The sequence below is a fragment of the Acinetobacter proteolyticus genome (genome assembly GCF_000367945.1).
Classification (GTDB): domain Bacteria; phylum Pseudomonadota; class Gammaproteobacteria; order Pseudomonadales; family Moraxellaceae; genus Acinetobacter; species Acinetobacter proteolyticus.
Genome location: NZ_KB849179.1, coordinates 480,194 through 505,755 on the forward strand (window position 1 = coordinate 480,194; position 25,562 = coordinate 505,755).

General features: G+C 38.5%; 32 protein-coding genes and 1 tRNA gene. 22 read left to right on the forward strand and 11 right to left on the reverse strand.

Features of this window, described 5'->3' with window-relative positions:
- Nucleotides 1–2: 2 nt before the first annotated feature.
- Complete coding sequence (gene queG, locus F993_RS14525) at nucleotides 3–1,127, reverse strand: tRNA epoxyqueuosine(34) reductase QueG (RefSeq protein ID WP_004653094.1); 1,125 nt, start codon at nucleotides 1,125–1,127, stop codon at nucleotides 3–5.
- Nucleotides 1,128–1,150: 23 nt separating this feature from the next.
- Between queG and F993_RS14520 the strand changes: the two genes are divergently transcribed.
- Nucleotides 1,151–2,644 carry a bifunctional ADP-dependent NAD(P)H-hydrate dehydratase/NAD(P)H-hydrate epimerase gene (locus tag F993_RS14520; RefSeq protein WP_004653095.1) on the forward strand — a complete coding sequence of 498 codons (1,494 nt, stop codon included), beginning with the start codon at nucleotides 1,151–1,153 and terminating at the stop codon, nucleotides 2,642–2,644.
- Here F993_RS14520 and ruvC read toward each other — a convergent pair.
- Nucleotides 2,641–3,186 (reverse strand): crossover junction endodeoxyribonuclease RuvC, encoded by a 546-nt coding sequence (ruvC, locus tag F993_RS14515; protein ID WP_004653096.1) that lies wholly within the window; start codon nucleotides 3,184–3,186, stop codon nucleotides 2,641–2,643. The two genes, F993_RS14520 and ruvC, sit on opposite strands and share 4 nt — an antisense overlap.
- A 329-nt stretch (nucleotides 3,187–3,515) precedes the next feature.
- Between ruvC and F993_RS14510 the strand changes: the two genes are divergently transcribed.
- From F993_RS14510 to F993_RS14470, 10 genes are all read left to right on the forward strand, one after another.
- Nucleotides 3,516–4,010, forward strand: coding sequence for a hypothetical protein (locus tag F993_RS14510; RefSeq protein WP_004653097.1), 495 nt, complete (start codon nucleotides 3,516–3,518; stop codon nucleotides 4,008–4,010).
- A gap of 55 nt (nucleotides 4,011–4,065) precedes the next feature.
- Nucleotides 4,066–4,461 carry a cell envelope integrity protein TolA gene (locus tag F993_RS14505; protein ID WP_004653098.1) on the forward strand — a complete coding sequence of 132 codons (396 nt, stop codon included), beginning with the start codon at nucleotides 4,066–4,068 and terminating at the stop codon, nucleotides 4,459–4,461.
- A gap of 228 nt (nucleotides 4,462–4,689) precedes the next feature.
- Nucleotides 4,690–4,766: transfer RNA gene (locus tag F993_RS14500), tRNA-Met, on the forward strand.
- 188 nt (nucleotides 4,767–4,954) lie between these two features.
- Nucleotides 4,955–5,188, forward strand: a complete 234-nt coding sequence (locus F993_RS14495; RefSeq protein ID WP_004653100.1) for a hypothetical protein — start codon at nucleotides 4,955–4,957, stop codon at nucleotides 5,186–5,188.
- A 110-nt stretch (nucleotides 5,189–5,298) separates the two neighbouring features.
- Complete coding sequence (locus F993_RS14490) at nucleotides 5,299–5,508, forward strand: cold-shock protein (protein ID WP_004653101.1); 210 nt, start codon at nucleotides 5,299–5,301, stop codon at nucleotides 5,506–5,508.
- Nucleotides 5,509–5,966: 458 nt separating this feature from the next.
- Nucleotides 5,967–6,179, forward strand: coding sequence for a cold-shock protein (locus F993_RS14485; RefSeq protein WP_004653102.1), 213 nt, complete (start codon nucleotides 5,967–5,969; stop codon nucleotides 6,177–6,179).
- Between the two features lie 584 nt (nucleotides 6,180–6,763).
- A complete protein-coding gene (locus tag F993_RS14480) occupies nucleotides 6,764–8,182 on the forward strand; it encodes an NAD(P)/FAD-dependent oxidoreductase (protein ID WP_004653105.1) in 1,419 nt (472 codons plus the stop codon).
- A gap of 182 nt (nucleotides 8,183–8,364) precedes the next feature.
- Nucleotides 8,365–8,526, forward strand: coding sequence for a hypothetical protein (locus F993_RS20455; RefSeq protein ID WP_004653106.1), 162 nt, complete (start codon nucleotides 8,365–8,367; stop codon nucleotides 8,524–8,526).
- Between the two features lie 155 nt (nucleotides 8,527–8,681).
- Nucleotides 8,682–9,116 carry a putative hemolysin gene (locus tag F993_RS14475; RefSeq protein WP_004653107.1) on the forward strand — a complete coding sequence of 145 codons (435 nt, stop codon included), beginning with the start codon at nucleotides 8,682–8,684 and terminating at the stop codon, nucleotides 9,114–9,116.
- Nucleotides 9,117–9,302: 186 nt separating this feature from the next.
- Nucleotides 9,303–9,863: an FxsA family protein gene (locus tag F993_RS14470; RefSeq protein ID WP_004653108.1), complete on the forward strand. Its 561-nt coding sequence runs from the start codon at nucleotides 9,303–9,305 to the stop codon at nucleotides 9,861–9,863.
- A gap of 44 nt (nucleotides 9,864–9,907) precedes the next feature.
- Here F993_RS14470 and F993_RS14465 read toward each other — a convergent pair whose 3' ends face one another.
- A complete protein-coding gene (locus F993_RS14465; RefSeq protein ID WP_004653109.1) occupies nucleotides 9,908–10,093 on the reverse strand; it encodes a hypothetical protein in 186 nt (61 codons plus the stop codon).
- A 242-nt stretch (nucleotides 10,094–10,335) separates the two neighbouring features.
- Between F993_RS14465 and F993_RS14460 the strand changes: the two genes are divergently transcribed.
- The gene (locus tag F993_RS14460) at nucleotides 10,336–10,593 is read left to right on the forward strand and encodes a hypothetical protein (RefSeq protein ID WP_004653110.1); all 258 of its coding nucleotides are present in this window, start codon (nucleotides 10,336–10,338) and stop codon (nucleotides 10,591–10,593) included.
- Between the two features lie 59 nt (nucleotides 10,594–10,652).
- Here the strand turns inward: F993_RS14460 and metK are convergent, their stop codons facing one another.
- A complete protein-coding gene (gene metK, locus F993_RS14455) occupies nucleotides 10,653–11,819 on the reverse strand; it encodes a methionine adenosyltransferase (RefSeq protein ID WP_004653111.1) in 1,167 nt (388 codons plus the stop codon).
- A gap of 382 nt (nucleotides 11,820–12,201) precedes the next feature.
- On the opposite strand from metK, the gene tkt reads away from it, so the two are divergent.
- From tkt to F993_RS14440, 3 genes are all read left to right on the forward strand, one after another.
- Nucleotides 12,202–14,190 (forward strand): transketolase, encoded by a 1,989-nt coding sequence (gene tkt / locus F993_RS14450; RefSeq protein ID WP_004653112.1) that lies wholly within the window; start codon nucleotides 12,202–12,204, stop codon nucleotides 14,188–14,190.
- A gap of 71 nt (nucleotides 14,191–14,261) precedes the next feature.
- Complete coding sequence (locus F993_RS14445) at nucleotides 14,262–14,795, forward strand: DUF3916 domain-containing protein (RefSeq protein WP_032812656.1); 534 nt, start codon at nucleotides 14,262–14,264, stop codon at nucleotides 14,793–14,795.
- 16 nt (nucleotides 14,796–14,811) lie between these two features.
- Nucleotides 14,812–15,315 (forward strand): hypothetical protein, encoded by a 504-nt coding sequence (locus F993_RS14440; protein ID WP_004653114.1) that lies wholly within the window; start codon nucleotides 14,812–14,814, stop codon nucleotides 15,313–15,315.
- A gap of 12 nt (nucleotides 15,316–15,327) precedes the next feature.
- On the opposite strand, the gene F993_RS14435 is transcribed toward F993_RS14440, so the two are convergent.
- The gene (locus F993_RS14435) at nucleotides 15,328–15,738 is read right to left on the reverse strand and encodes an OsmC family protein (RefSeq protein WP_004653115.1); all 411 of its coding nucleotides are present in this window, start codon (nucleotides 15,736–15,738) and stop codon (nucleotides 15,328–15,330) included.
- Between the two features lie 227 nt (nucleotides 15,739–15,965).
- Here F993_RS14435 and F993_RS14430 point away from each other — a divergent pair, with 227 nt between their 5' ends.
- A complete protein-coding gene (locus tag F993_RS14430) occupies nucleotides 15,966–16,544 on the forward strand; it encodes a YceI family protein (RefSeq protein WP_004653116.1) in 579 nt (192 codons plus the stop codon).
- A gap of 123 nt (nucleotides 16,545–16,667) precedes the next feature.
- On the opposite strand, the gene F993_RS14425 is transcribed toward F993_RS14430, so the two are convergent.
- Complete coding sequence (locus F993_RS14425) at nucleotides 16,668–17,345, reverse strand: LexA family protein (RefSeq protein WP_004653117.1); 678 nt, start codon at nucleotides 17,343–17,345, stop codon at nucleotides 16,668–16,670.
- 134 nt (nucleotides 17,346–17,479) lie between these two features.
- On the opposite strand from F993_RS14425, the gene F993_RS14420 reads away from it, so the two are divergent.
- The 5 genes from F993_RS14420 (at nucleotide 17,480) to F993_RS14400 (ending at nucleotide 20,728) form a co-directional block, all read left to right on the forward strand.
- Nucleotides 17,480–17,887, forward strand: a complete 408-nt coding sequence (locus tag F993_RS14420; protein ID WP_004653118.1) for a hypothetical protein — start codon at nucleotides 17,480–17,482, stop codon at nucleotides 17,885–17,887.
- A 189-nt stretch (nucleotides 17,888–18,076) separates the two neighbouring features.
- Nucleotides 18,077–18,628: a hypothetical protein gene (locus F993_RS14415; protein ID WP_004653119.1), complete on the forward strand. Its 552-nt coding sequence runs from the start codon at nucleotides 18,077–18,079 to the stop codon at nucleotides 18,626–18,628.
- 225 nt (nucleotides 18,629–18,853) lie between these two features.
- Nucleotides 18,854–19,606: a hypothetical protein gene (locus F993_RS14410; protein WP_004653120.1), complete on the forward strand. Its 753-nt coding sequence runs from the start codon at nucleotides 18,854–18,856 to the stop codon at nucleotides 19,604–19,606.
- Nucleotides 19,607–19,722: 116 nt separating this feature from the next.
- Nucleotides 19,723–20,118: a hypothetical protein gene (locus tag F993_RS14405; protein ID WP_004653121.1), complete on the forward strand. Its 396-nt coding sequence runs from the start codon at nucleotides 19,723–19,725 to the stop codon at nucleotides 20,116–20,118.
- Nucleotides 20,119–20,176: 58 nt separating this feature from the next.
- The gene (locus tag F993_RS14400; protein WP_004653122.1) at nucleotides 20,177–20,728 is read left to right on the forward strand and encodes a hypothetical protein; all 552 of its coding nucleotides are present in this window, start codon (nucleotides 20,177–20,179) and stop codon (nucleotides 20,726–20,728) included.
- A gap of 63 nt (nucleotides 20,729–20,791) precedes the next feature.
- On the opposite strand, the gene F993_RS20010 is transcribed toward F993_RS14400, so the two are convergent.
- From F993_RS20010 to F993_RS14390, 3 genes are all read right to left on the reverse strand, one after another.
- Nucleotides 20,792–21,859 (reverse strand): bifunctional HD family hydrolase/N-acetyltransferase, encoded by a 1,068-nt coding sequence (locus F993_RS20010; protein ID WP_004653123.1) that lies wholly within the window; start codon nucleotides 21,857–21,859, stop codon nucleotides 20,792–20,794.
- Between the two features lie 110 nt (nucleotides 21,860–21,969).
- Nucleotides 21,970–22,227: a YjhX family toxin gene (locus F993_RS14395; protein ID WP_004653125.1), complete on the reverse strand. Its 258-nt coding sequence runs from the start codon at nucleotides 22,225–22,227 to the stop codon at nucleotides 21,970–21,972.
- 231 nt (nucleotides 22,228–22,458) lie between these two features.
- Complete coding sequence (locus F993_RS14390; protein WP_004653126.1) at nucleotides 22,459–22,992, reverse strand: lecithin retinol acyltransferase family protein; 534 nt, start codon at nucleotides 22,990–22,992, stop codon at nucleotides 22,459–22,461.
- Nucleotides 22,993–23,159: 167 nt separating this feature from the next.
- Between F993_RS14390 and F993_RS14385 the strand changes: the two genes are divergently transcribed.
- Complete coding sequence (locus F993_RS14385; RefSeq protein WP_032812418.1) at nucleotides 23,160–23,900, forward strand: phosphodiester glycosidase family protein; 741 nt, start codon at nucleotides 23,160–23,162, stop codon at nucleotides 23,898–23,900.
- A gap of 45 nt (nucleotides 23,901–23,945) precedes the next feature.
- On the opposite strand, the gene F993_RS14380 is transcribed toward F993_RS14385, so the two are convergent.
- Nucleotides 23,946–24,173, reverse strand: a complete 228-nt coding sequence (locus F993_RS14380) for a hypothetical protein (RefSeq protein WP_004653128.1) — start codon at nucleotides 24,171–24,173, stop codon at nucleotides 23,946–23,948.
- Between the two features lie 249 nt (nucleotides 24,174–24,422).
- Nucleotides 24,423–25,508, reverse strand: a complete 1,086-nt coding sequence (gene trmA / locus F993_RS14375) for a tRNA (uridine(54)-C5)-methyltransferase TrmA (RefSeq protein ID WP_004653129.1) — start codon at nucleotides 25,506–25,508, stop codon at nucleotides 24,423–24,425.
- Nucleotides 25,509–25,562 lie beyond the last annotated feature (54 nt).

Sequence of the window (25,562 nt, forward strand, 5' to 3'; positions counted from 1 at the left end):
ATTCAGTGCACTTTTATTTGCTGCAATTGCTGTTGAATTGCCCAATCAATATGTACATTGACGATCTCATCGTGCAGCGTTTTTGCATCTTGCAATTGCGTTACGATCTCGGCTGAGTATGGAGCATTTCCTAGACCGATTGCAATATTACGCTTAAAGGATTGGTAGCCTGTACGGCGGATTGGGCTACCTTCTGTATTGGCTAAGAACGTTGCCTCATCCCATTGCCAAATCTCTAATAAGCTGATGTCATCTAAGTTATGTCTTGGATCAAAATCTGGAATAGACGCTTTTTTAGCAAAGCTATTCCAAGGGCAAATCAATTGGCAATCATCACAGCCAAAGATACGGTTGCCGATACCAGATCTTAATTCTTCAGGAATGATGCCTTTATATTCAATGGTTAAATAAGCAATACACTTTCTAGCATCCAGCATATAAGGTTCAACAATCGCCTGTGTTGGGCAAATGTCGATACAAGCGGTACATGAGCCACAATGTGCGCTGGCAGGTTGATCGAAGGGCAAGTCAAGTGACGTAAACAATTCACCCAACACAAAAAAAGAACCTGATTTTTTATGAATCAATAAGGTGTGCTTACCCGTCCATCCCATACCAGCACTTTCAGCCAAAGATTTTTCAAAAATAGGGGCTGAATCCGCAAAGGGACGTGACTCAAAATCGCCGACTTTTTCTTTAATACGAGTTGCTAGAGTCTTTAAACGTCCACGCATGACTTTATGGTAATCACGGCCACGTGCATAACGCGCAATAATGGCAGAATTGGGTTCAAATGGTACATAACGGGGCTTGGGTGATGCCACAAGATAGTTCATACGCACACAAATAATGCTTTTTGTACCAGGAACGAGCAAGGTCGGATCAGCACGCTTGTCTAAGTTTTCTTCTAGATAGTGCATATCTGCATGATAACCGCGTTCTAAATATTCTTTAAAACGTGGCATTTGATCTTGAGCATCTGGTTTGGCAATGACACAATCAGCAAAGCCCAAGTCTAATGCCTGTGCTTTGATCCAGTCTTTTAATGCTTGCGGGTCAAGCTGTTGTAACTTGATTTTATCAGGCGTTTTCTGAGACTGTGTTTGAGATGGTGTGCTTGAAGCCATAAAACGATAATAAGGAGAAAAACATGCAAGCTGTAGTTTACCATAGCCGAAGTATCCAAGCATGGGAGCAACGTTGGTTTGCTCAGCAAAACTCATCTTTAGGGCTTATGCAGCAAGCGGCTTGGACAATTACACAACAGTTAATTCAACAATTTCAGCAAAATAAAATTCAAAAGATCGCAGTTTGGTGCGGGCAAGGCAATAATGCTGGTGATGGCTATTATATTGCTGCGTTTCTTAAGCAATACGGATTTAGCATCACTGTGTTTGCAACAGAGCTTGGACAATCCGTGGATTTAAAACAAGCCGCAGATTATGCGCAGTCTCATCAAGTCGATAGTCAAAGTATTGATTATCTATTGTCAGAAAATGCTGTTCATCAAGAACTTCCCACTTTTGATTGTCATATTGATGCTTTATTTGGCATTGGCCTCAACCGAATGCTAGATCCAAAATGGCAAGAAATTATTCAGCTTTATAATTTGCAAACAGGTTTAAAAGTCTCAATCGATATCCCCAGTGGTTTACAGGCCAATACTGGACAAGCTTTGCCTTGCGCGGTACAAGCCGATCAAACTTTTACGATCTTGGGCTACAAAGCAGGTTTATTTACTGGTCAAGCTAAGCAATATGTAGGAAAACTATATTTAGTCAGTCTGATCCCAACTGATGCAGAATTAAAACCACTTGCCTATCTATCACCTGAAAAAATTGTCTTACCCAAGCGTCAAGCTTTTGGTCACAAGGGCAGTTATGGACATGTGCTTGTTGTGGGCGGCCATGCGGACATGGGCGGTGCAGTAATCATGGCGGCCGAAGCTGCGTTTCATGCAGGTGCAGGTAAAGTCAGTGTGGTCTGTCATGCTAAACATCATCAAGCCATTTTGGCACGCTCACCGAATATTATGGTGCGAGACATTAATGCCTTAGATCAGCCTGCCATTCAACAGTTATTAACCCAAGTGGATGCCGTCTGTTTGGGTATGGGCTTAGGACGAGATAAATGGGCAGAGCAGATATATTTGCAATGGTTTGATTTACTCAAGCAAAACTCACATTTAGAGGTTGTACTTGATGCTGATGGCTTGTGGTTTCTGGCCAAGTATCCACTACAATTAAATGATCATTTTTATGCAACGCCACATTCGGGTGAGGCCGCAACGCTGTTGGGATGTGCTGCTGCGGATATAGAACAAGACCGTATTGTTGCCATTCAACAGTTACAACACAAATTTGCAGGACAATGGGTGTTAAAAGGCGCGGGCAGTTTAATTTTAGAAGAACAATTATTTATTTGTACGCAGGGCAATGCGGGGATGGGCACAGGAGGTATGGGCGATGTGCTGGCAGGCATGATTGCCAGTTTAAAAGCCCAATTCCATCAACAGATTGCTTTGCATGAGATCGTCAGCCTGCATGCGCAGGCAGGTGATTTGTTGGCTGAGAAGGGGATGAGAGGATTACAAGCCCATGACATGGGAGGAATGATTTATCATGTGGTGAATCAATCAATCTAACGGCGTCTGGTACTCGAGCGGCTACGTCCACGCGCCATACCACCTAGAGCATTTAACACAGCCATCTTACTCATACTTCCAGAAGCATGGGCGTGACAAATTGCAGCAGCAAGTGCATCGGCAGCATCGGCCTGTGGCTTAATGGTCAAATTGAGTAGACGCATGACCATCATTTGTACTTGTTCTTTATCAGCAGCGCCGTAACCGACAACTGACTGCTTGATTTGACGTGCTGTGTATTCTGCAACCTGTAAATCCAGATTCACCAGTGCAGCAATTGCCGCACCACGGGCCTGACCAAGCTTTAAAGCAGAGTCGGGGTTTTGTGCCATGAAGACTTGTTCGACCGCTGCTTCTGTTGGGCCATGAAATTTAACGATACGTTCGACACCTGCAAAAATACGTTTTAAGCGTTCAGGCATGCCTTGGGTTTCAGTACGAATGGTTCCTGCATCAACAAACCGCAGCTTATTGCCATCTTTTTCGATAATTCCATAACCTGTTAAGCGTGAACCAGGGTCAATACCAATAATTAATGACATGAAGCACTATAAAAATAAAAGATTGCCAATATTGTTACATAATGGACTTTTTGCTGCATAGCTTTTTTGTAGTATTTTGAATTATAAGAAAATAGTTGTTTTATTGAACAATTCTGAAACTATTCAGAGCCAATAATTTTCAATTAAAAATAATAAAAACTTGGGGGAATGATATCGTTACCAAAATAAAAATTTATCTTCAGCCTGTTTAATCGCCGTTAGTAGCGTAGGAGTCATTGTTAAAAAATAGTGATAGTATTCGTTAAAATGTAAGTAATAGATTTTGAGTTTATACGGTTACTGACAGATTAGAAATGGAGATGAATAAAATGAATAAATCTAAAAAGCTTACTTTAATGGCTTTATTAATATTAACCGGATTGAATGTTCATGCAGATGAAATATTAACAGCTCAACAAGCAAAGAGTATTTTAACTGATGAGAACCAGATATTACCGGAGACTAAGCAACTATTCCTAAGCGGTGCATTTTCAAAAAAGAAGTTTATTTCAGATGCAGAGTCTTATACTGGTTATTATTTAGCGAATAAAAAGCTGAATTTTATGAATTTTGGTGTTCTTGCATACCAAGTTATACATTTTTCAGTTGATGTTGGTTGTTGTATTGGTTCTGAAAACGCACTTATTTTAGCGCCTAAATCCAATTCAAATTTGGCTGGTCTTCAGACGTTTGCAAAAGAGCATCAATGTGTAATTGACAGTAGTAGCGTGGTTTCAGATTTACCAGATCAAGTGTCAGTAAAATTAATATCAAAAGCTAAAACATCAAAATTACTTTCAATTTCTTGTAAAGTTGATCGGTAAATTAATGATTTTATAAGAACAATCTATCCTTGATCATCAAAGTGTGAATAATTGTATGAAATTAGCCCAAATTCTTCTAACGCTTTGGTTTCTTTCTTTGAACAGCCATACCTTTGCCCAACTGACAGATGTGGTTGTTCCACCCACTATGATTAAAACTGAAAAAGAAAATAACCAAGCCCGAAATATTTCACGGTTTAAGCTCAATGTTTATAACAAGGTGATGCAAGCTTGGGAACAACCCGCTGATAGCCATGGCCAAATTGCTACTGCACGAATCTGGTTGTACGATGAGGGGAATATTGAAAAATTAATTGTGGAAAGTGATCATTCGGAGATGATTAAAACTGCTGAAAAAGCAATTAAGGTTGTAGCTCCATTTACTCTTCCTGAAGATATTGATGATTTAAGTAAGCTTAAAATATTGAATATACGTTTTAAGTCATGGTAATTTTTTATCATCCAAAAAATGGGGGAATAGAAAATGCTAATTAAGGATAAAATAGCCTTGTTTTAATTGTTCACCTATTGGTGCTCTAGGATGCTTAAAAAAGTGTAAAAACTAGAAAATTGATTGTTAAATGTTCGTTGAATAGCTAAATTATGCAATTTACTTGCATAATTTAATTTAAGGGCGTATAAAGCATCTCATTGATCAGATGTGATGATCAAATGTTGATGCGGGATGGAGCAGTCTGGTAGCTCGTCGGGCTCATAACCCGAAGGTCGTTGGTTCAAATCCAGCTCCCGCTACCAATTTAAAAGTTAATTGAATATTAGCTCTGTGATTATTGAATTGTTGTCTTATGAAGAAATTAGACGGCAAAAGTTAGCTGAAATAACCCTAAAGAAAGCTAAAAATTATTAGATTCTAGAATTGTAGTTATCCTCTCTCAATTAATCTAGCGTTATAGTAAATCCAAATCGATCACTTGAGCTCAGGAATGAGTGATTTTGTGTTGAAAATTATTAATGAATGGCGTGTAGCCAAAGCCATAAATGGCAATGAGATTTGTGTGCGAATCATCCCTTTAAAGCGTCAGCAAAATACGTTGAATGGCTCTAAATGGGTGGAAGTAGGAAAGAAAGTACTGTTGGAATCAGGTCAAGAAATTGACTTTAATCTAGACGGGAAAAGTTTCTATACCGATGTTAATCAACTTTATCGATTGACATAAATGGTTCACATACTTGTAGTATCTATTTAATACAGATAGATTGTATTAAATCATAACGTAAAAGTTTTGATTTAATTCATAAATGAACAAAGTTTAAAAGGTTTAAAGGTATGTCTGATACAGTTACTGGTACTGTTAAGTGGTTCAACGAAACTAAAGGTTTTGGTTTTATTCAAGCTGACTCTGGCGAAGACGTTTTTGCTCATTTCAGCGAAATCCAAAGCAAGGGCTTCAAAGTATTGAATGAAGGCCAACGTGTTTCGTTTGTTCTTGGTCAAGGTAAAAAAGGACCACAAGCAACTCTAATTACTGTTATCTAATTACTTTAGACCAGTGAAAAAAAAGCTCACACTCTGTGGGCTTTTTTTGTGCCTGAAAAAACCTGAAATCGTTAGGGGATGATGGATATTTGCGAGCAAAGGGAAATGAAATAATATGTTAAAAATTTATATAAAAAGCAGAATTTTGAATGTTGAATAAAATAAAATATTATAACCATATGAATATTAAAGTAAAAAAATAGTACTATTCACTAATCTTGGCAAAATGATTTGCTGAAAAACATCATTTAAGCCAACTGGAAAAGATAGAGATTGCGTGAAAAATGTAAAGTCGTGTATAGTAAAACTGACTAGAAGAATAACACTGTTGATTCAGAAAATCTTTGATCTCGTAGTTTTAGACAAACCTTTCGTTTTATCAGATTTCCTTTCAAAGTTTATGATTCCAAGTTGCTTGCTGCTAAGCGCCCCAATTTTTTAAATATAGGTTTAAGTATATGTCTGATACAGTTACTGGTACTGTTAAGTGGTTTAACGAAACTAAAGGTTTTGGCTTTATTCATGCAGATTCTGGGCAAGATGTTTTTGCTCATTTCAGTGAAATTCAAAGCTCTGGCTTCAAAGTTCTAAAAGAAGGTCAACGTGTTTCATTTATTTTAGGTGAAGGCAAAAAAGGACCTCAAGCTACTCAAATTACTGTGATCCAATAATCTTAGATCAGTAAATAAAAAAAGCTCACGATTGATGGGCTTTTTTTATGGCTATCCTTTCTGCATGTTCTCCTTTTGTATAATTCGGTTTATTTTGAAATTTTCTGAATAAACTGCCATTTTTTGTCATAAATTCACCATCTGGTTGAAAAATTGCACTAGTCAGATATACGACTTTTTGCTAATTTATTCTTGTTAATTTATTAGGCAAATTAACAAGTGTAGTACATTTAATGAGCGTTAGAGTTATGGAAAACTTGGAGCCGTATGCTCAAGGGTTTGAGCAAGAAGTTCATGTACATTGTAAAAGATCTTTAGGTACGTTGTTGTTCAGCTTTGTGGTCTTGATTGCAACCAGCCTATAAGAGAGAAAAGCACCTTCGGGTGCTTTTTTAATGTTCATTTCTAAATTCTATTTAGAGTTTTAAGGGATTTGATCGTTGGCTGAGCTTATAAATCAATAAATAAAAATATTTAGAAAATAACCTATCAAAATTACTGAAAGATTCTGGTTTTATTACTCATTTTTTTTGCGATAAAATTTAGCAATTGATTAATAAGTAATTGTTTTAGGTGAATTTCAAATGTATAGCGGTATAAATAAGCCTGCGCATTTAGATGATGTTATTTTTAAAGAAAGTAAAGCATATAAAAATTCGAATGAGTGGAGCTGGGTAAATCCGAAACATGGTCAGTTTGATCATCCTGCAAACTATTATGAAAGTTCCTTAGCGGACTGGCATTGTTTTGATGCGCTTAATTCAGATCAAGTCTGTGATGTTGTGGTGATCGGTGGCGGATTGTTGGGTGCTTCAACAGCATTGCATTTGGCTGAACAAGGTGTAGATACCATTTTAGTTGAAAAGAACCGAATTGGTTCAGCCGCTTCGGGCCGAAATGGCGGGCAGCTCACGCCCGGCTTAGCCCGTTGGGAAGCTGAGGAGATGATTAAGCGGTTTAGCTATGAAGATGCTAAAAAACTTTGGCATTTTACCTCTACTGAGGCGATGTCTTTAATTGATCAAATTGCAGCAAAATATGCTGTCAACTTAGCACGTAAACGTGGACATATTACCGCTGCTGTACATGAAGGACATTTGATTGCTTTGACTCAAGGTGCAGATGCCAGAAAGTATTTGGGCGAAGATCATACACAGGTTGTTGGTGAATACGAGCTTAAGGCTTTAATCAAATCTGATCTGTATAAGGGTGGTTTGGTTGATGACTTGGGTGGTCATATTCATCCATTGGCATTGAACCGAGCCCTAGTACACGGCTTCTGTCAGAATGGTGGGCAGGTGTTTGAACAAACGGAAGTGTTGTCGATCACTGAGCAAGTCGATGGTGTTTATGTACAGGCCGCATCGGGTGTAATAAAAGCACGTAAAAGTGTGGTCATTGCGGTACATCATAATGCATTTAAACTGCTTCCAGAGAAGAAGCAAACAGCCATCCCATTTCATACCTACATTGCTGTTACTGCACCTTTACAACAGCCATTAATGGATTTGTTGCCGCAAGATCATCCTGTTTACGATACGCAATTACAGATTGATTACTATCGTGGAGTCTCCAAAAACCGTTTACTGTTTGGTGGGCAAGGAACAGGAACAAGTTGGTCTGCCGCTAAGATAAATCAGTACTTACTTGGGCGAATTCACAAAGTTTTCCCTCAACTGGAGAATGTTGAGATGGATTTCTGTTGGAGTGGGGTGAGTGACCTGACCATGAATGGCGCGACAGATAACCGTAAGTTTGGAAATAAGTATCCAATTTATGCAGTACATGGTTGGAGTGGGCATGGTGTGGCACAAACGGTACGAATTGGTAAAGCAATTGCAGATGATTTTTCTGGTGCAAATGCAGATTATGCAATGCTCACCCAAATTCAGCACAGCGATATTTTATTTGGTCGTTTATTGGCACCGTTAGCGATTCCAATGTCTAAAGGGTGGTATGGCGTTACTGGGATGCTGAATCCCGGAAAAATGGTATCGTTTTAATCTGCGTTCTTATTTGGAAAAAATGTTTCTTCAATGTGAGGCATTTTTTCTAGTCTCTAATGAAAAAAGTTGTATAAAGCATGGCCTGATCGAAAGCTACGACAACTGACTGATTAGGCTTTATTTTATTCTATATATGAGTAAATATAATATGTTAGGCTAAATAAAAAAGGATGACGTCCATGGATATTATACAGGTTAAAGATTTTTCAGCAGCGACGGGGTACACGCAGGCCATTATGGAAATGGATGAGTGGATCGATACTCGTCCTTATTTTTATCTCATCAAAGCGCACTATTTAGTCGATGAAGCGATTCGATTGGAGTTTATTATTATTCAGTAAATTTATTTCTGCTGATTTGAGCTGAAACAGATGAGATGTTTGGGCGTGTAATTGTATGCTGTGCAGTCATGCGAGCTATATTGTTTCAAATCATAGACATAATAATCTAAATTATTTTGTTATCTTTGCCTTTTCACTTTATCAGAATTCAAATTATGAAAAAGATCTTACTTTTAGGTGCAATTGTAGCCTCATTGGCAGCGTGTTCAGCAACACCAAATAAAGAGATGACGCCACCCAAAATTGGTATGGCAAACCCTGCAAGCAAATATTGTGTAGAGCAAGGTGGTCAGTTGGAAATTAAAAATGAAGCCAATGGTCAGGTTGGCTACTGTAAATTACCAAATGGTCAAGTGGTTGAAGAGTGGGAGTTGTTCCGCGCAAGTCAGCCAAAATGCCTAGCAGATGAAGCGACAAAATTAATCGGTCAGTCTGGATTAAGCGAAGAGCAAATTAAACAAAAAACCAAATCTGAGATTGTTCGCAGTGTTGGACCAAATCAGCCTGTCACGATGGACTATCGTGAAAATCGTATAACCGTTACGATTGATCCGCAGTCTAAGAAGATTACTCAAGCGACTTGTGGCTAATCATAAAAGGCTGTTTAAGCTCTCAATTAGATCAAATTTAATTGGGAGCTTTTTTATACAAGCTATCACATTAGACTTGATAAATTGAGAAATGTACCCATCAATTAGTTTATTGAGTTTATTTTATTTGTTGTGTCAGGATTGATTCTTCAAGATTGCACAAGGTTTTAATTTTCGAGATTTGACATGAATCTACTTCTTATCGTGGTATTTGGCACAATTGCTGAAGTTTTAGTCTGGATTGGCGTGGGTGACCTCGTTGGAAGTATGTGGTATGTCTTTTTCTGGTTCATTATCGCATTCTTCATTGGCTTGAATATGGTTCGTTCAAGTACATCGGGTATTATGCCTCAATTGCAGCAAATGCAGATGACAGGCCAATTAGGTGGTGATCCAGCGGTCACCAAGAAATTAGCACTGGCGATGTCTGGTTTTCTCTTGATGGTTCCTGGTTTAATTTCTGATGTATTGGCAGTATTGGTTTTAATTCCACCTGTTCAAACGGCGTTTCGTAATGCATTAATGAAAACCATGGCCAAGCGTCAGCAAGCTATGATGGATAAGATGATGGGTGGTATGGGCGGCGGTGCAACTGGTCAGAATCCATTTGCAGATCTAATGCGTCAGATGCAGGATATGCAGAATCAACAAGGTGGTGGTCAATATCGTGATTCAACCATTATTGATGGCGAAGCACGTGAAGTAAAACCTGACCAGAAGAAAATTGAATTTAAAGATGTGAATTGATTTTAATTTGCTTCAAAAAGCACACTTGATCAAGTGTGCTTTTTTTATGGCTGATCCTTTGGTTCTTGAGTATTCTGTGTAGGTTCGGACGTAGCAGCTAAGTTGGCTTCTTTGCTTTGCGGTTGGTAATGGCTTGGTTGCAGCGTCGTAATCTCATTTTCTGATTGTTTATATTTTCGACTGCGATTTGCCCGTTCGCGAAATCCACCTTTATTAATTAATTGTGTCATGATGTATTCCATAACGTGCAAAAGTTTATTTTATCAAATTACGTGAAAGATCAAAATAAAATTAAGCACTTAAAGATTTGCTTAAAATCAAATTTCTAATCAAATTGTCATAAAAAATTGTTAATTTGAATGAGTAGGTCAGAAAACGAGATTGAATTCTCGGTTTTTTTTTCATAGGATTAAAGTGCGACATATGAAATTGTTGTAAAAAGAAAATAAAAAATAAGTGGTAGGAGGAATTAATGATGTTATATCAATATCATTGTGCATGTTGTGACAAGGTTGTTGCATCAACTGATAAGGAGTGTCCACACTGTGGCTCTCATCATATCCGCAGTCCGTATGGTATGTGGATGTTCTGTGTGGCGGCCTGTCTGGCAGTTGTCGTGGTCATTAAGCTTGCACATTTATATACGCAACATCATCAAGAAGATCAGCCAGTTCAAAGCAATTCACTATTTGAAATGTTTAAGCAAGATAATACCAATTCGAATAAATGATGTTAGGGGTAATAAAAAAGCTCGCAAATGCGAGCTTTTTTATGAAAGAGTAGTGTGGATTACAATCCAGCAGCGTCTTTAAGGATTTCAACTTTATCTGTTTTTTCCCATGTAAATGCAGAGTCAGAACCTTCACGGCCAAAGTGACCATATGCTGCAGTTTGCTTATACATCGGTTGGATCAGATTCAACATACGTGTGATACCGTATGGACGTAAGTCAAAGTGTTCACGCACGAGTTGAATAATTAACTCGTCTGATACTTTACCAGTATTGAACGTATTAATAGAAATCGACGTTGGTTCTGCAACACCGATTGCATAACTTACTTGGATTTCGCATTTATCTGCTAAACCAGCAGCAACAATATTTTTTGCCACATAACGACCAGCATAAGCAGCAGAGCGGTCTACTTTCGATGGATCTTTACCAGAGAAAGCACCACCACCATGACGTGCCATACCGCCATAAGTATCTACAATAATTTTACGACCTGTTAAACCACAGTCACCTACAGGACCACCAATTACAAACATACCTGTTGGGTTGATATGGAACTTCGTGCCAGCATGGAACATTTCAGCAGGGATGATCGGTTTAACGATCTCTTCAATAATCGCTTCTTTAAGCTGAATTTGAGAGATTTCTGGATCGTGTTGAGTTGATAATACAACTGCATCTAAACGAACAGGTTTACCGTTTTCATAAGCAAATGTTACTTGGCTCTTCGCATCTGGGCGTAACCACGGTAATGTACCTGAACGGCGTAATTCTGCTTGACGCTCCATTAAGCGGTGCGCATAAGAGATTGGAGCAGGCATGAGTACATCTGTCTCACGGCTTGCATAACCAAACATAAGACCTTGGTCACCTGCACCTTGATCTTCTGGCTTTTGGCGGTCAACACCTTGTGCAATCTCAGGAGATTGTTTACCGATCATATTGATAACGGCACAAGTCGAACCATCAAAACCTAAATCAGAATGGTGGTAGCCGATTCCATTTACGGTTTGACGTACAATCGCTTCGAAGTCCACATTTGCTGTTGTTGTGATTTCACCAGCAAGAACAACCGCACCTGTTTTTACTAATGTTTCACAAGCGACACGCGCATACGGGTCTTCTTTTAGGATTGCATCTAAAATTGCATCGCTAATTTGGTCAGCCATTTTATCTGGATGACCTTCGCTTACAGATTCTGAAGTAAAAACAGCATACTCGCGCATGAACGTCCTATCATTGGTATTTTCAAAAAGACAGAGTATGTTACATCGACTTGGCGGATAGGACTAGCACAAGCTGACTAAAAAGCATGAATTTATTTCATTTTCATGATGTTTTTATTGATATGAGTATCAGCAAAAGTGATATTTGGTGATTTTGATATGAATAAATCTGTAATTTGATCGCTGAATTGTTTAGCTATCGTTTACATTCTGCTTATCACATGAACATTTACACATAGAATGACAGATGAATCAGCGAAAAATAAGAAATATCGTGTATTGCACTTTACCCACTGTCGTTTTTTTAAGACAATAGTCGCATCTTTTGAAAGATGGTTTCTCATCTTCTCTCATCTTATTTGATTTAATCGGATTCTGACTTATGACAACCCCTTTAAATGAACGTCGTATTGCAAACGCAATTCGTGTCTTGGCAATGGATGCTGTGCAACAAGCAAACTCAGGGCATCCAGGTGCACCAATGGGGATGGCAGATATCGCTGATGTTGTTTGGCGTGAATTTTTAAATCATAACCCGACGAACCCACAATGGGCGAACCGCGACCGTTTCGTATTGTCGAATGGCCATGGTTCAATGTTGCAATACGCATTATTGCATTTGACTGGTTATGATTTGTCTATTGAAGATTTAAAACAATTCCGTCAATTACACTCTAAAACTCCGGGCCACCCTGAATATGGTTATGCGCCTGGTATCGAAACCACAACAGGTCCATTGGGTCAGGGTATTGCCAATGCGGTTGGTTTCGCTTTAGCTGAAAAAACTTTAGCAGCTCAGTTCAACAAAGACGGTTTGAATGTTGTTGATCACTTCACTTACTGTTTCTTAGGTGATGGCTGCTTGATGGAAGGTATTTCTCACGAAGTATGTTCACTTGCAGGTACCTTGGGTCTTGGTAAACTTGTTGCATACTATGACGACAATGGTATTTCGATTGATGGTGAAGTTGAAGGTTGGTTCAGTGATGATACTGAACAACGTTTCAAAGCGTATGGTTGGCAAGTTCTTCGTGTAGACGGTCATGATGCTGATGCAATTCGTCAAGCAACTGTTGAAGCGAAAGCTGAAACCAATAAACCAACCATCATCATCTGTAAAACGATTATTGGTCTAGGTTCACCAAATAAACAAGGTAAAGAAGATTGTCACGGTGCACCATTGGGTAAAGACGAAATCGTTTTAACCCGTGAAGCATTAGGCTGGAAAGAAGATTCATTTGTTATTCCTGAAGATGTGTATGCAGCTTGGGATGCAAAAGCAAAAGGTCAAACCTCTGAAGCAGCTTGGAATGAATTGTTTGCTCAATACCAAACAAAATATCCAACTGAAGCGGCTGAATTATTACGTCGCATCAGTGGCGATTTACCTGCTGAATTTGCTGCACAGGCAGATGCATTTATTGCTGAGACCAATGCAAAAGCAGAAACCATTGCAACACGTAAAGCAAGCCAAAATACCTTACAAGCATTCGGTCCATTACTTCCTGAATTATTAGGTGGTTCTGCTGACTTGGCGGGTTCTAACTTAACACTTTGGAAAGGTTGCCAAGGCGTACAAGAAAACCCAGCGGGTAACTACGTGTATTACGGCGTTCGTGAATTCGGTATGACTGCAATTGCAAACGGTGTGGCTTTACACGGCGGTTTCGTTCCTTACGTTGCAACATTCTTGATGTTTATGGAATATGCACGTAATGCTGTACGTATGTCTGCATTGATGAAGCAACGTGTGATCCATGTTTATACGCATGACTCGATCGGTTTGGGTGAAGATGGTCCTACGCATCAACCAATCGAACAAATTGCATCATTACGTGGTACACCAAACTTAAATACTTGGCGTCCATGTGACACAGTTGAAGCTGCTGTTTCTTGGAAATCTGCACTTCAACGTAAAGATGGCCCGTCAGCGTTAATTTTCTCTCGTCAAAACTTGCCATTCCAAGCACGTAATGAAGCTCAAATTCAAAACGTTGCAAAAGGTGGTTATGTACTTGCTGAAGAAAAAGGCGAATTGAAGGCAATCATCATCGCAACAGGTTCAGAAGTTTCATTGGCAATGGAAGCATATGCACAGCTTGAAGGTGTGCGTGTAGTGTCTATGCCATGTGCTGAAGAGTTTATGAAGCAAGATGCTGCATATCGTGAAGCGGTGTTACCTGCGCATATCCGTGCACGTGTAGCGGTTGAAGCAGCTCATGTGGATTACTGGTGGAAGTTTGTTGGTTTAGATGGCAAAGTGATCGGTATGACCACTTACGGCGAATCTGCACCAGCAAAAGACTTGTTCCAATTCTTCGGTATCACCACTGAAGCGGTTGTTGCTGCAGTTAAAGAATTGACTGCTTAATCAAATTAAGTGGTATAAAAAAGCGCTCTGATTAGAGCGCTTTTTTTATGATGATTAAATGGAATATAAAAATGAGACGGTTTGCATTATCAAATAAAAAAGAACAGGGAATTCCACGTAAATTAAGAAATCTTAGGTGTTGGAGTGAAAGTTTTAAAGGGAACTTCCCTGATTTAGAGGGGTATGAAGAGCGGTATTATAAATGGAAGATACCTGTACCCATGAATATGGTTCAAGGAAAACATGCTCAACAAGACATAAAGGCACAGTGTGTTCAATATCTTATTAATGCTTGTCAGTATTTAATTGAGGCTAAGCCCGTAGGGACAAAATTTTGTAAAGTGGCATGTGTCATTGTGCAACCTGATATGTTTGCGAGTGAAGTTTGTTTATATTTAGATGAAGATTATTTTAATGCCCATACCTTATCGGGAGAATATTACGATCCTCAATATCTTTTAGTGGATGACATAAGTTTATCTCGGAGATGGGGGCTACAAATTCCTGAGCACATGTATGAACGGGGAATACATATTCATTATATTGACCCAAAAAATGAAACAGATAATTATATAGCCGATTACTGGTACTTCATTGAAAATTAAAGATAAAGGTGTTGTGATGAAAAAAGAGTTCGAACTTAATGCTTTTGATGAAATATTAGATAATATTAAATATTGGTATTTGGAAAATTTGAATAAAAAAGAAATGTTTTGGCAGTGTGCACAATATAATTTTTTATTTCGTGCATTGCCGGAAAGTTTCAAAAATAAAAATGGTGACCAAGCATTGGGTGGTGGTGAATATGCTTATCGCATACAGGTCTATTTTGAAGAGGCTATTCAAGCTCGAGTTAAATGTCATGACATGCCATGTCGGGTGAAATTAAAGGGCAAAATATTAGTATTTGATGTGCACTCATCAATGTTTGACGGTTTGGGTGAGAAAGAAACAGCTGGCTTTATAGATGGTTGTGACACTCCACCACCTGAATTTTGGATTCATTTCGATGGGGAAAACTTATATTCATTTATTCCAAATGAGCTCACAAATATTGTCGACCTTGCAATTGATATTTCGATGAGTGGCTCATTGGAATGGCATACGGATGTGGTTGAAATTTAGTCTAAGGACCACTTACCCGATATTTAATTCACTCTGAATCGAAATATTTGACGTTAATAATTTATGAATCGGGCAGCTTTCCGCGACTTTTAATAAACGCTTATGCTGATCCTCGGTAAATTCACCTTTTAAGATAATTTTACGTTCAATATTGTTGTGTCCTGATTCCGGTTCACCATTGGGATTTAAGGCTAAATCAACCTGAATATGATCAAGCTTAATCCCTTTGTGATTGGCGTACATTTCTAAAGTAATAGTAGTACAGGCACCTAAAGCCGAAAGTAAAAGCTGAACTGGGTTAGGTGCAGTATCTTGACCGCCTTTATCGGTAGGCTCATCTGCATACCATGTATGGCCAGCAGGATCTGTCAATGTAACGCGATAAGGTGTTGTTGTACTGAGTGCTTGTGCTGTATGTGTCATGTTTTACCTTGTTGTTTATCGTGAAGTATCTAAATCAAAATATACCCATTGATCATGTGAGCTTGCCGATCAATTGTCCAGTATCGAATGGTCTTATGATATTGATTTTTGATAAGTGCTGTAACGCTTTTATTGTTGCACTGGTGAAACATATCGTTTTATAAAGACTAGTGAATAAAAATACTTGATCTATACACTAATCACTATATCAAACAAGGATACGAAAAATGCAATTTAAAACATTAAGCCTCGGTTTAGCAGTCGCTTTAGCTAGTTCGGTAGCATTGGCTGCGCCAGTCGACTATAAAATTGACCCAACCCACACAGCAACCGTATTCAGCTGGAATCACTTTGGTTTCTCTACACCAAGTGCAAATTTCACTGATATTCAAGGGACAATTAAAGTTGATAATGCAAAACCTGCAAATTCATCTGTGGAAGTGACTATTCCTTTAAGCAGTGTAAATACCAATGTTGCTGCTTTGGACAAAGAATTCCAAGAAGAAGCTTGGTTTAATGCTGCAAAATATCCAAACATTACTTTTAAAAGTACCAAAGTAGAAACTAAAGACAAGAAGCACTTTAAAATTACAGGTGATTTAACGGTTAAAGGCGTGACTAAACCTGTGGTATTAGATGCTGTACTGAATAAACAAGGCGAGCATCCAATGGCGAAAGTACCTGCTATTGGTTTTAATGCAACAACCAGCTTTGATCGTTCAGCATTTGGTATCGGTAATTACGTACCCAACGTAGGGGATAAGATCACTGTCAATATTACAACTGAAGCAACTGCTGCGAAGTAATATCACATTGAATAAAAAGCCTAGATCAGCATCTAGGCTTTTTTATATGCGTTTGCTGCTATAAATAATTAAGATGCTAATATTAGTTTAAAATAAGAATACTAATAAGTAGATATTTGTCCATTAGCTATGTTTGATCTTTGATCGACGTTTGGATTGGTAAATATAGCGAATGGAATCGACGACTTCTCCGACAAAAATACATTCTTCATCTAAGGGAATGATGTTGGGTTTGAATTCTGGATTCAGTGCTTGTAGATAGCGTGAATTATCGGTTTCGATGACGAGGCGTTTAAATGTTGCATCTTCGTGCTTTCTCACCACAATCATGTCACCCGATTGCATATCACTATATTGCACGGTCGGGTCAACTAAAATGTAATCACCCTCATGAAAGACAGGATAATTACTCAGACCTTGCACTTTTAAATAAAAGCAGTCATCACAATCATCAGGTAGTGGCAACCACTCTTCAATCTGTGTGATATCCACAGATTCAACATTGGTAAACAGACCAGCCTGTACCCAAGACAATACAGGCGCCATATTGGCCTTTACCGGAGTGATGTTCAAAATATCATCATGACCAGATTCTTTTGGCGTGGCACTGCCAAGACCTGTTTGCAGCCAATAGGCATCTACACCCAAGAAATTAGCAATAGAGGGCAAATGAGAAGAGGAACTGACCAGTCCTGTCTCAAGCTGGCTGAGTGCGGATTGGGTAATGCCTACAGCAGCAACCACATCTTTTTGGGACTTCTTGGCTTTTTTTCTTGCTTCTTTGAGCCGATCTTTAAGCATTTTAATACACCTTAAATCAATAAATTAAGAATATTAGCTAGCTAATGTGAAGTCAAATTAGTATTCTTATTGAATTAATATTAGTTTACTAATATAATAGATCTATCGATTAGGTTAAATGCTAGAGGTGCGGTATGAACAAGTCAATCAACCCAAATATGCATATTAAGCAGAATTTAAATGCAGAAATTGAAGCATGGCTGGCTCAAGGTAATGCAATAACAATGATTCAAAATAACTATGAACAAAGATTGAAGGCAAGACCAAGCCATGTTGTAAAATTTATATCTCCAGAAAAAACACAAAAAGAATTAAAGCGACTTGAAAGAATTGCAAATCAGGCCACAGAAGATCAGATCCATATGTTGAGTGCTTGGTTGGATGAGCAAAAGGGGCGAGCTAAAGCTTTAGTGAATGTTCTAGGCTGTGCCCATAGTTATATTTCTCAAATTAAAAGTGCAACCAGGCCTTGTACTAAAACACGGTTTGAAGAAATTCATCAGGCAATGAAACTTGTGGAAGTCAGGGAAAAATATCACTAAACACATCAAACATGAGTTTGAAGCTGGTCAAAGCAAAGCTTGAGGTATGTAGATGACCTGCAATCTTGAACTCAAAAATAAGCGCTTGATCAATGCTGAGAAATAACACAAGGCTTGGTTTATTAAAATATATATTTTAGAAAATATGAACCAAGCCAAATATGAAATGACATCGGTTTAGGTGACGATATGAATATAAGTATTGCAAAGTTTGAAAAATTTGAATGGCTGACGCAGGGTTTAACATTACGCTCTCCAGGTTTAGAGCCATTTATTCGTGGGACAAGCGAACGTCCTTTAAATTACCAAGATCGTTTAGGTGCAATTGCATCAATGAATACACAATTGGCAAAGTCAGTGACAGCGCTGATTGTATTTGAGCATAAAAGCAAGAGTGACTATGACTATGTTCGCCAGCGTTTGGCTGAACTTTTTATCAAGCAAGCAGAGCGAGATAAAAAACGTGAGCCAGAACGTATTGCGATGTATCACTTGGCTTGGTTGATTTCGCGGATGGTATTAGATTTTGTGTTAGATCCTGAGCTAGAGGAAAACTATACAGCAAAAGGACGTCTTGCTTATGCCGGTATTAGTCGCCATCAGATGAATGTTGATAGTTATAGAAAGACATGGAAGGGTTATGAAAGCTTAATGATTCAGACAATTGAAACTGCCATCCATGAGGCTGAAACTACCATTGAACAATATCGAAAAAACACTTACAAAAATATGCGCGCATAGGGATTCCATTATTTCGGAAACTAGGCTATAGTTTTTATATACTGGTCGTATTACATTTGACTTCGACCAAAGTGAAAAGCTCGCATCTAGCGGGCTTTTTTATTGCCTAAAAAACTCGGTATCCGTCAGGAGCCGAGTTTTTTTATATCTGAAGATAAGCAATCGTCGATCTTAATTTTATAAATGGATGCTTTAAAAGCCGCTCAATAACGCGAGGTGATTAAAATGAATTGTGTCAATCATATGATGTTGGGTTCTTTTTCAATTAAACACTTAGACATTCTTTCTTATGCAGACATTGTACCTGCAGTCATGCGAACCACAGCTGACCTAGTAGGTATGACTTATATTCATGGAAATGATCAATTAGGTACTCTCAAAGCAGGAGTAGAAGTGGCTGAATCTTTGGCAATTTCTGCCTATTTCCAAGCACAAAAAGGTCGATTTTCATTTAACCATGCAAGTACCGATAACCAGTCAATTGTGATTTTGGGTGTGGACCAAGAACCTGAGAATATCGTGGCAGTAAACCAAATTGAACGTGGTTTTGTCATTTATAGCCACTATGACGCTGGTAAATTCGTGGTGGTATTGGGTGATTTTAATAGCTTAAATAATGTCACTTATATCAAACATGACCCGTCTGAAAACCCAATTGTGACCTTTGAAATTACCAGTTCTCAATCGATGAATGTCTATATTGATTATGAGTTTGCCGGGGCATGGCATTCAAGTAATGCATTGAAACTGCCAAAGTATTATCAAGTGGTTGCACAAGAAGGTTTAACTCAGCTGGATTTTGATTTGCGTGAAGCCTATGCCAGCTTGGATTTTAAAATGCCTCCTGAACTTGAAGATGGTATCTATTACCACTTAACCAGTCATGGTGAAATCTTGGGTTCAGAAGTTAAGGTCGGGGACTTTGTGCAGTTTCATGATCAGCAAAGTTGGATGATGCATTATCCACAATCCGTATAAATTCAATTTTTTACAGAACTAAGGGGGGATTATGGTGGAAAAATGAAAAACAAATCTACACAAGCGAGGTCTTAACTTTAAACAAGTTGAGGCCTTTTTTAATTATGGAGGACAAAATGACAGAGGTTGTTTCAGCGGGTGCAGGGATTGCAGCCGTGATTAAATCCTATGGAGTATTTTTTATTGTCGTCATGGCACTCACTTTCATGTTTTTGGCATGGATGGTGGTGATTATGACAAGGTTACCCAAGTCTCGACGTGAATGGGTGGTTTCACTTATTTCAACAGCAGTTGGCAGTATTGCAGGGGGTGCTTTTGTGATTCAGCATTTTGGCTTGCAAGAGTGGAGTCAAAACCCATATGGGGCATTTGCCTTAGGAGGTCTGTACTTTCTTTGTGGTTTGCCAGTATGGGCGATTATTCGTTGGACTTTTAATTATATTAATGCACGAGAAGATTCAACCATCTTGGATGTTGCAAAAGAGGTGAAAGACTTTAAAGACAAATTCTAAAGAAAAAACAATCCAATGCCGCCTTCGGGCGGTTTTTTATTATAAAGAGGAAAATGACATGACAATAACACAAGACGGTTTCGACATTTTACGTAAAAAATTTGGCAAGTTGAGTCAATCTCAAGTCGATGGCATCAACTTCCTCGTCTCGGTACTGGCTGAAGATAAGACGATTATACCCACTCAAGTTGCTTATATCTTGGCAACGGCTTGGCACGAAACGGCTAAGACCATGCAACCTGTGATTGAGTACGGCTCTGAAAAATATTTGAAATCTAAACAATATTATCCCTATATCGGCTATGGCTATGTGCAACTGACATGGCTGGCAAACTATAAGAAAATGGGCGACTACTTAAAAATTGATCTAGTGAAAAATCCAAAACTGGCCCTACAAGCGGATATTGCAGCCCGTGTCATGATTGTCGGTATGAAAAAAGGTATGTTCACAGGTAAAAAGCTGGCGGATTACATCAATGAGGATGGAAAAGATTATATCAATGCGCGACGAATTATTAATGGAACGGATAAAGCAGAGTTGATTGCAGGCTATGCAGAGATATTTGAGGCAGTCTTGCAAGCTTCAGAAGTCGCAATTTTGTCTTGTTGATAGAATAGAAGTCCATACCGATTTGTTACGGACTTCTATTTCAATATGATTTAGTTTGCGAGCTTATGCAATCGCATTAAATGCATCTGCATAGACCACGTCACCTGACGGGACATGTTCAGTAAATGGCAAAATTTGAAAATATTCTGCCGGCACACCTTGTAATACAAGTCTTGCATCTGCTTTAAAACCAAATTTACTGTAATAGGCTGGATCGCCAAGCAGCACACAGCCAACAGCATCTAAATCCTTGAGAGCTTCAAGGCCTGCATGCATCAGTTTTGCGCCAACGCCTTGGCCTTGATATTCAGGTAAAACTGAAATTGGCCCTAAGCCATACCAGTCTTTGGTTCCATCTGAGATTTTCACAGGGGAAAATGCAATATGTCCAATCAGTTTATGATTACTGATCGCAACCAAAGATAAACTCAATTGGCCTGAATGACGTAAAGCATTCACAATAAATTGTTCGGTATGACTCGAATGTTCAGCGTTTGCAAAAGCCGCTTGCGTTAAGTCAAAAATGGCTTGAATATCGGATAGTTTCTCATCTCGAATCTGTATATTCATATTTATTTTCTCTTGTGTTTCTTGATTCAGAATGTCTCGAATCTGTTTGAGTACAGGATAGATCTGAGTATATTTTTCGCCATAACTAAGATTAAATGCATAATCGAAATTAACAGGGTTAATACCTTGATTGTGTTGCAAAATGGTCTCTAACTTATCCAATGCTTTAACAAGTCTAGCTTCAGCTGTTTCTGCATCTTCATATTCTTGCCATAATGCTCGAATCAAATTTTTCGGGTGTTCATCAAGACATTCGGTCAATTGATCAAGATCCTGTTTTTCCTGCTGATTCTTTGCTGGAAATTGATCTTTCATGATGGCAGGAATATCACCATGAATGGCTTCACCCAAGTCATGAACCAGGCACATTTTTAGTGTTTTTGCGAGATCGATTTCCTCGAATTGATCTGCAAAGGTCATTGCCATTAAACATAAGCGCCAACTGTGTTCGGCGGTACTTTCTTGGCGACCATTGGAAGTATGTGAAAATCGCAGCACATTTTTTAGTTTTTCCGCCTCTCGTAAAAAAGCTAAGCGGTTTTGAATTACGTCTAGTTCCATTTTCTTTCTCAAAATAAACCGTATGTAATTTGGATAAACCCGATCTAAGATTAGATTGATAGACATCATTGAAGTACAACCAAGGATTTATCCAAATCTATGGTTGTGTGTTAACGGTTGTCTAACTGTGGGCGTACTGATCTAAGCCCATGTAAATTAATGTGATAGGGCTGTCCATTGATGGATTTAATCAGTTTTTTCTTTCTTAGCTTGTTAAAAACGGCAAGGTCGCAATCGGACAGCAAGAAACCTTCTCGGCTATAGCACTCTACAGCGATGATTTGACCTGAGTCATTACGAAGTTTTACGATTTTTCCGCCTTTTGCTAAGACGTGCAATGTCCGTTGTTCGGACTTAGATAAGTTCATGTTGTTATCCAGATAGAAATAATCAGAGGCAAAGTTAGGCTTAAAGCCCAAAAAATCGCGCAGATAACCAATTTCAATGTGCTACTGAAATTTAGTTACCAGATTACTGCTATCTCCAACATAGAACCCTCGATATGGATGAGATACGAAATGTATCAAAGAAAATATTAATGCAAGCTGAATGAAAAATCAATCAATTGCTAGAAAAACGTTTTAAGGATCATGCAATAGCTATTTTTTTGAATGCTTTTGTTTGAGTTGTAAGTAAGCAGGTACAGATTTTTTGGCTTGCCGACGCAACATCATTTTGATGTATAGCACGATGGCAAAGCAGGCAGTAGCTACAGTGAGCATCAGACCATTCATATAGCTCATGACCGAACTGACATAGCCAATGGTGGCAAGACGACGTTGCATACGTTCAACTTGAGTGCTGGATTCAACACCTGTAATCGCCCAAGTACATAAGTGTTCACAGTTATTAATAATCAGATGGTAGTGGTTTTCATGCATGCGTGAACGCATACGCCGTACCACGGTTTTGGCTTGGTAGCGTGGGGATTGATAATTCCTGATGTAAATTGGCTTATCACGTGCAAAACGCTGGATTGAAGTCATTTCAATCGGATGCTTTTTAAAAATATGGGCAAAACCAGAATAATGAATGACTCGTCCACGGCCTGCATAAATGCCGTGATGGCTATAGCCAAAGTGTTTTACGATCAGATGTGCGCCAATTGGGAAACGCGGATGTCTTTGCTGCATGTGGATACAAGGTTATTGTATTTACACCATTATTTTAGTGAAAAAATGTGAATCAATCGAGCCTATTTGTGCCACTAAGCCAATGATTATGTGTGGCGTTTGTATCTGTTATTCAGCGTTATTCGCTGCTATGACAAAATAGACCAAATTGATTTTAAATATTTACCATGATGAAAAATTGGCTACTGTTATCTTTTACATTTTTAGCGGTTTCGACTGGGCATGCGATGCAGCATCAATCCATTCAATTTAAGAATCAAAGCTATGATGTCATCAAAGTTGAACACCTGGATCAATTAGAATTATTTTTAAAAAGTCCTAAAAACGATCGCTACTACCAAAAGTTTGCAGTATTACAAAAAGAGTTACCTGCTTGTGCCCAACTCAATTTTGCCATGAATGCAGGTATGTATCATGCTGACTTCCAGCCTGTTGGTTTATATGTCGAACAGGGCAGAGTGTTTGGTGAGTTAAATCAAGCAAAAGGTTTTGGTAATTTCTTTATGCAGCCTAATGGTGTAGTTGCTTGGAATGATCATCATGCTGTGATTAAAACCACTGCTGATTATAAGCATGATCAATTTAAAGCAAAATTTGCGACGCAGTCAGGGCCAATGTTGGTCTATCAAGGGAAAATTAATAGCCAGTTTATTGCTGACTCAAATTCATTAAAAATTAGAAATGGGGTAGGTGTTAAAGGGAATCAGTTGTATTTTGTGATTTCACAGCAACGTGTCAGTTTTTATCAATTCGCCCAGTTTTTTAAACAGCAGTTGAAAATAGACAATGCATTGTATTTAGATGGCTCGATTTCCAGTGTGTATTCAGCACAAACCAAACGCCATGATCAGCGATTTAATTTAGGACCGATTGTGGCAGAAGTGAACCGAGAGAAGTGTAAATCTTGATTACACCCTAATCTCCTCGTTTTTAAGGAGATTAGGAGCTTATTTTTATTGAATTGGCGGTTTGATCATCGCAAGCAATTCTTTGCGACTATAACCACGAGAAATTAGTACTTTCTTGATGCCTTTAATCACATCTTCATCTGTTGCTTTAACTAAAGCATCCAACAGTTGTTCATTGGTTTTGCAAGAACAATCATTTTCAACGCAAGAAGTCTGGTTCTTGTGTTCGTTATATTGTTCATCTGCATTGAACAGTTTTTGCCAAAAACTCATAGAGCCTTCATATACAACCTAACATAGCTCGAAATATAGCCGCTTTAAAATAAAATACAAGTCAGCTTAAGTGATAAAAGCAGCAGTTGAACTTCAATTTTTTCGATGAGTCTTTTCAAGTCTAACGAAATTATGACATTTAGATGACTTGACCTTTGAAAAACATCACTTTTTTATAAATATACTTTGAGAAAAAATAAAGGGTTACTGGAACCCTTTAGATTATTTTGTTACGTTGAAATAATTTGTTTAAATCTTTTCAAGTAAAACGCCTGATTCCACATGATGGGTAAAAGGGAATTGATCGAACATGGCAAACTTCGCAATGCGATGGGTTTGGCTCAGTATTTTTAAATTGTCATGCAGGGTATCTGGGTTGCATGAGATATACAGAATACGTTCAAAACCTTGTAATAGTTTGAGTGTTTCATCATCGATGCCTGCACGCGGCGGATCAACAAAAACCGTGTCAAAATCGTAGCTTTGAATATCGATTTCAGCTTCTTGCAAACGTCTAAATTCACGTTCACCTTGATAAGCTTGAGTGAATTCTTCGGCAGATAAACGTGCCACCTGAATGTTCTCAATCTGGTTTTGCTCAATGTTCCATTGCGCTGCGTAGACTGAAGATTTAGCAAGTTCAGTTGCAAGTACACGATTGAACTTTAAAGACAGTGGCAGGGTAAAGTTGCCGTTACCACAATATAATTCTAAAAGGTCTTTTTGCGAAGTGGTCGCAGCATCACAAGCCCATTCCAACATATGTTGGCATACTTGTGCATTTGGCTGAGTAAAGCTGCTTTCAATTTGTTTATATTTAAAGGTACGACCGTGAACATTAAGTTGTTCAACCACGTAGTCATCACCAATAATGACTTTCTGGCCACGGCTACGACCCATGATTTTAATATTCAGTTTTTCAGCTAAGGCTTTAGCCGCTATTTCCCATTCAGTATCTAATTTACGATGATAAATCAGAGTGACCAGCATTTCTCCACTTAAAGTCGACAGAAAGTCTGCTTCAAAAACACGTTGCGAGAGAATCGGGACTGCTTTTAATTCATCTAATAAACGTGGCATCAAATCATTGATGCTTTGATCTGCAATTGGAAACGTATCTACGCGGATAACTTCTTTTTGTTTACCATCTTCAGCACGTTCAAACATGGCGTAGAACAGGTCATCTTCGGTATGCCAGATACGGAATTCTGCACGCATACGGAAATGTTGTTCAGGCGATTGAAACACTTCTAAAGCTGGTGGATTGAACGATGCAAACTGTGTGGTAATACGTTCAACTTTCTCTTGAAGTTGCTGTTGGTAAGATGCGGTCATAAAAAAGAAAACTACAGGTGAAATCTAAACGGGAATGGTATCAAAAAAGCACGC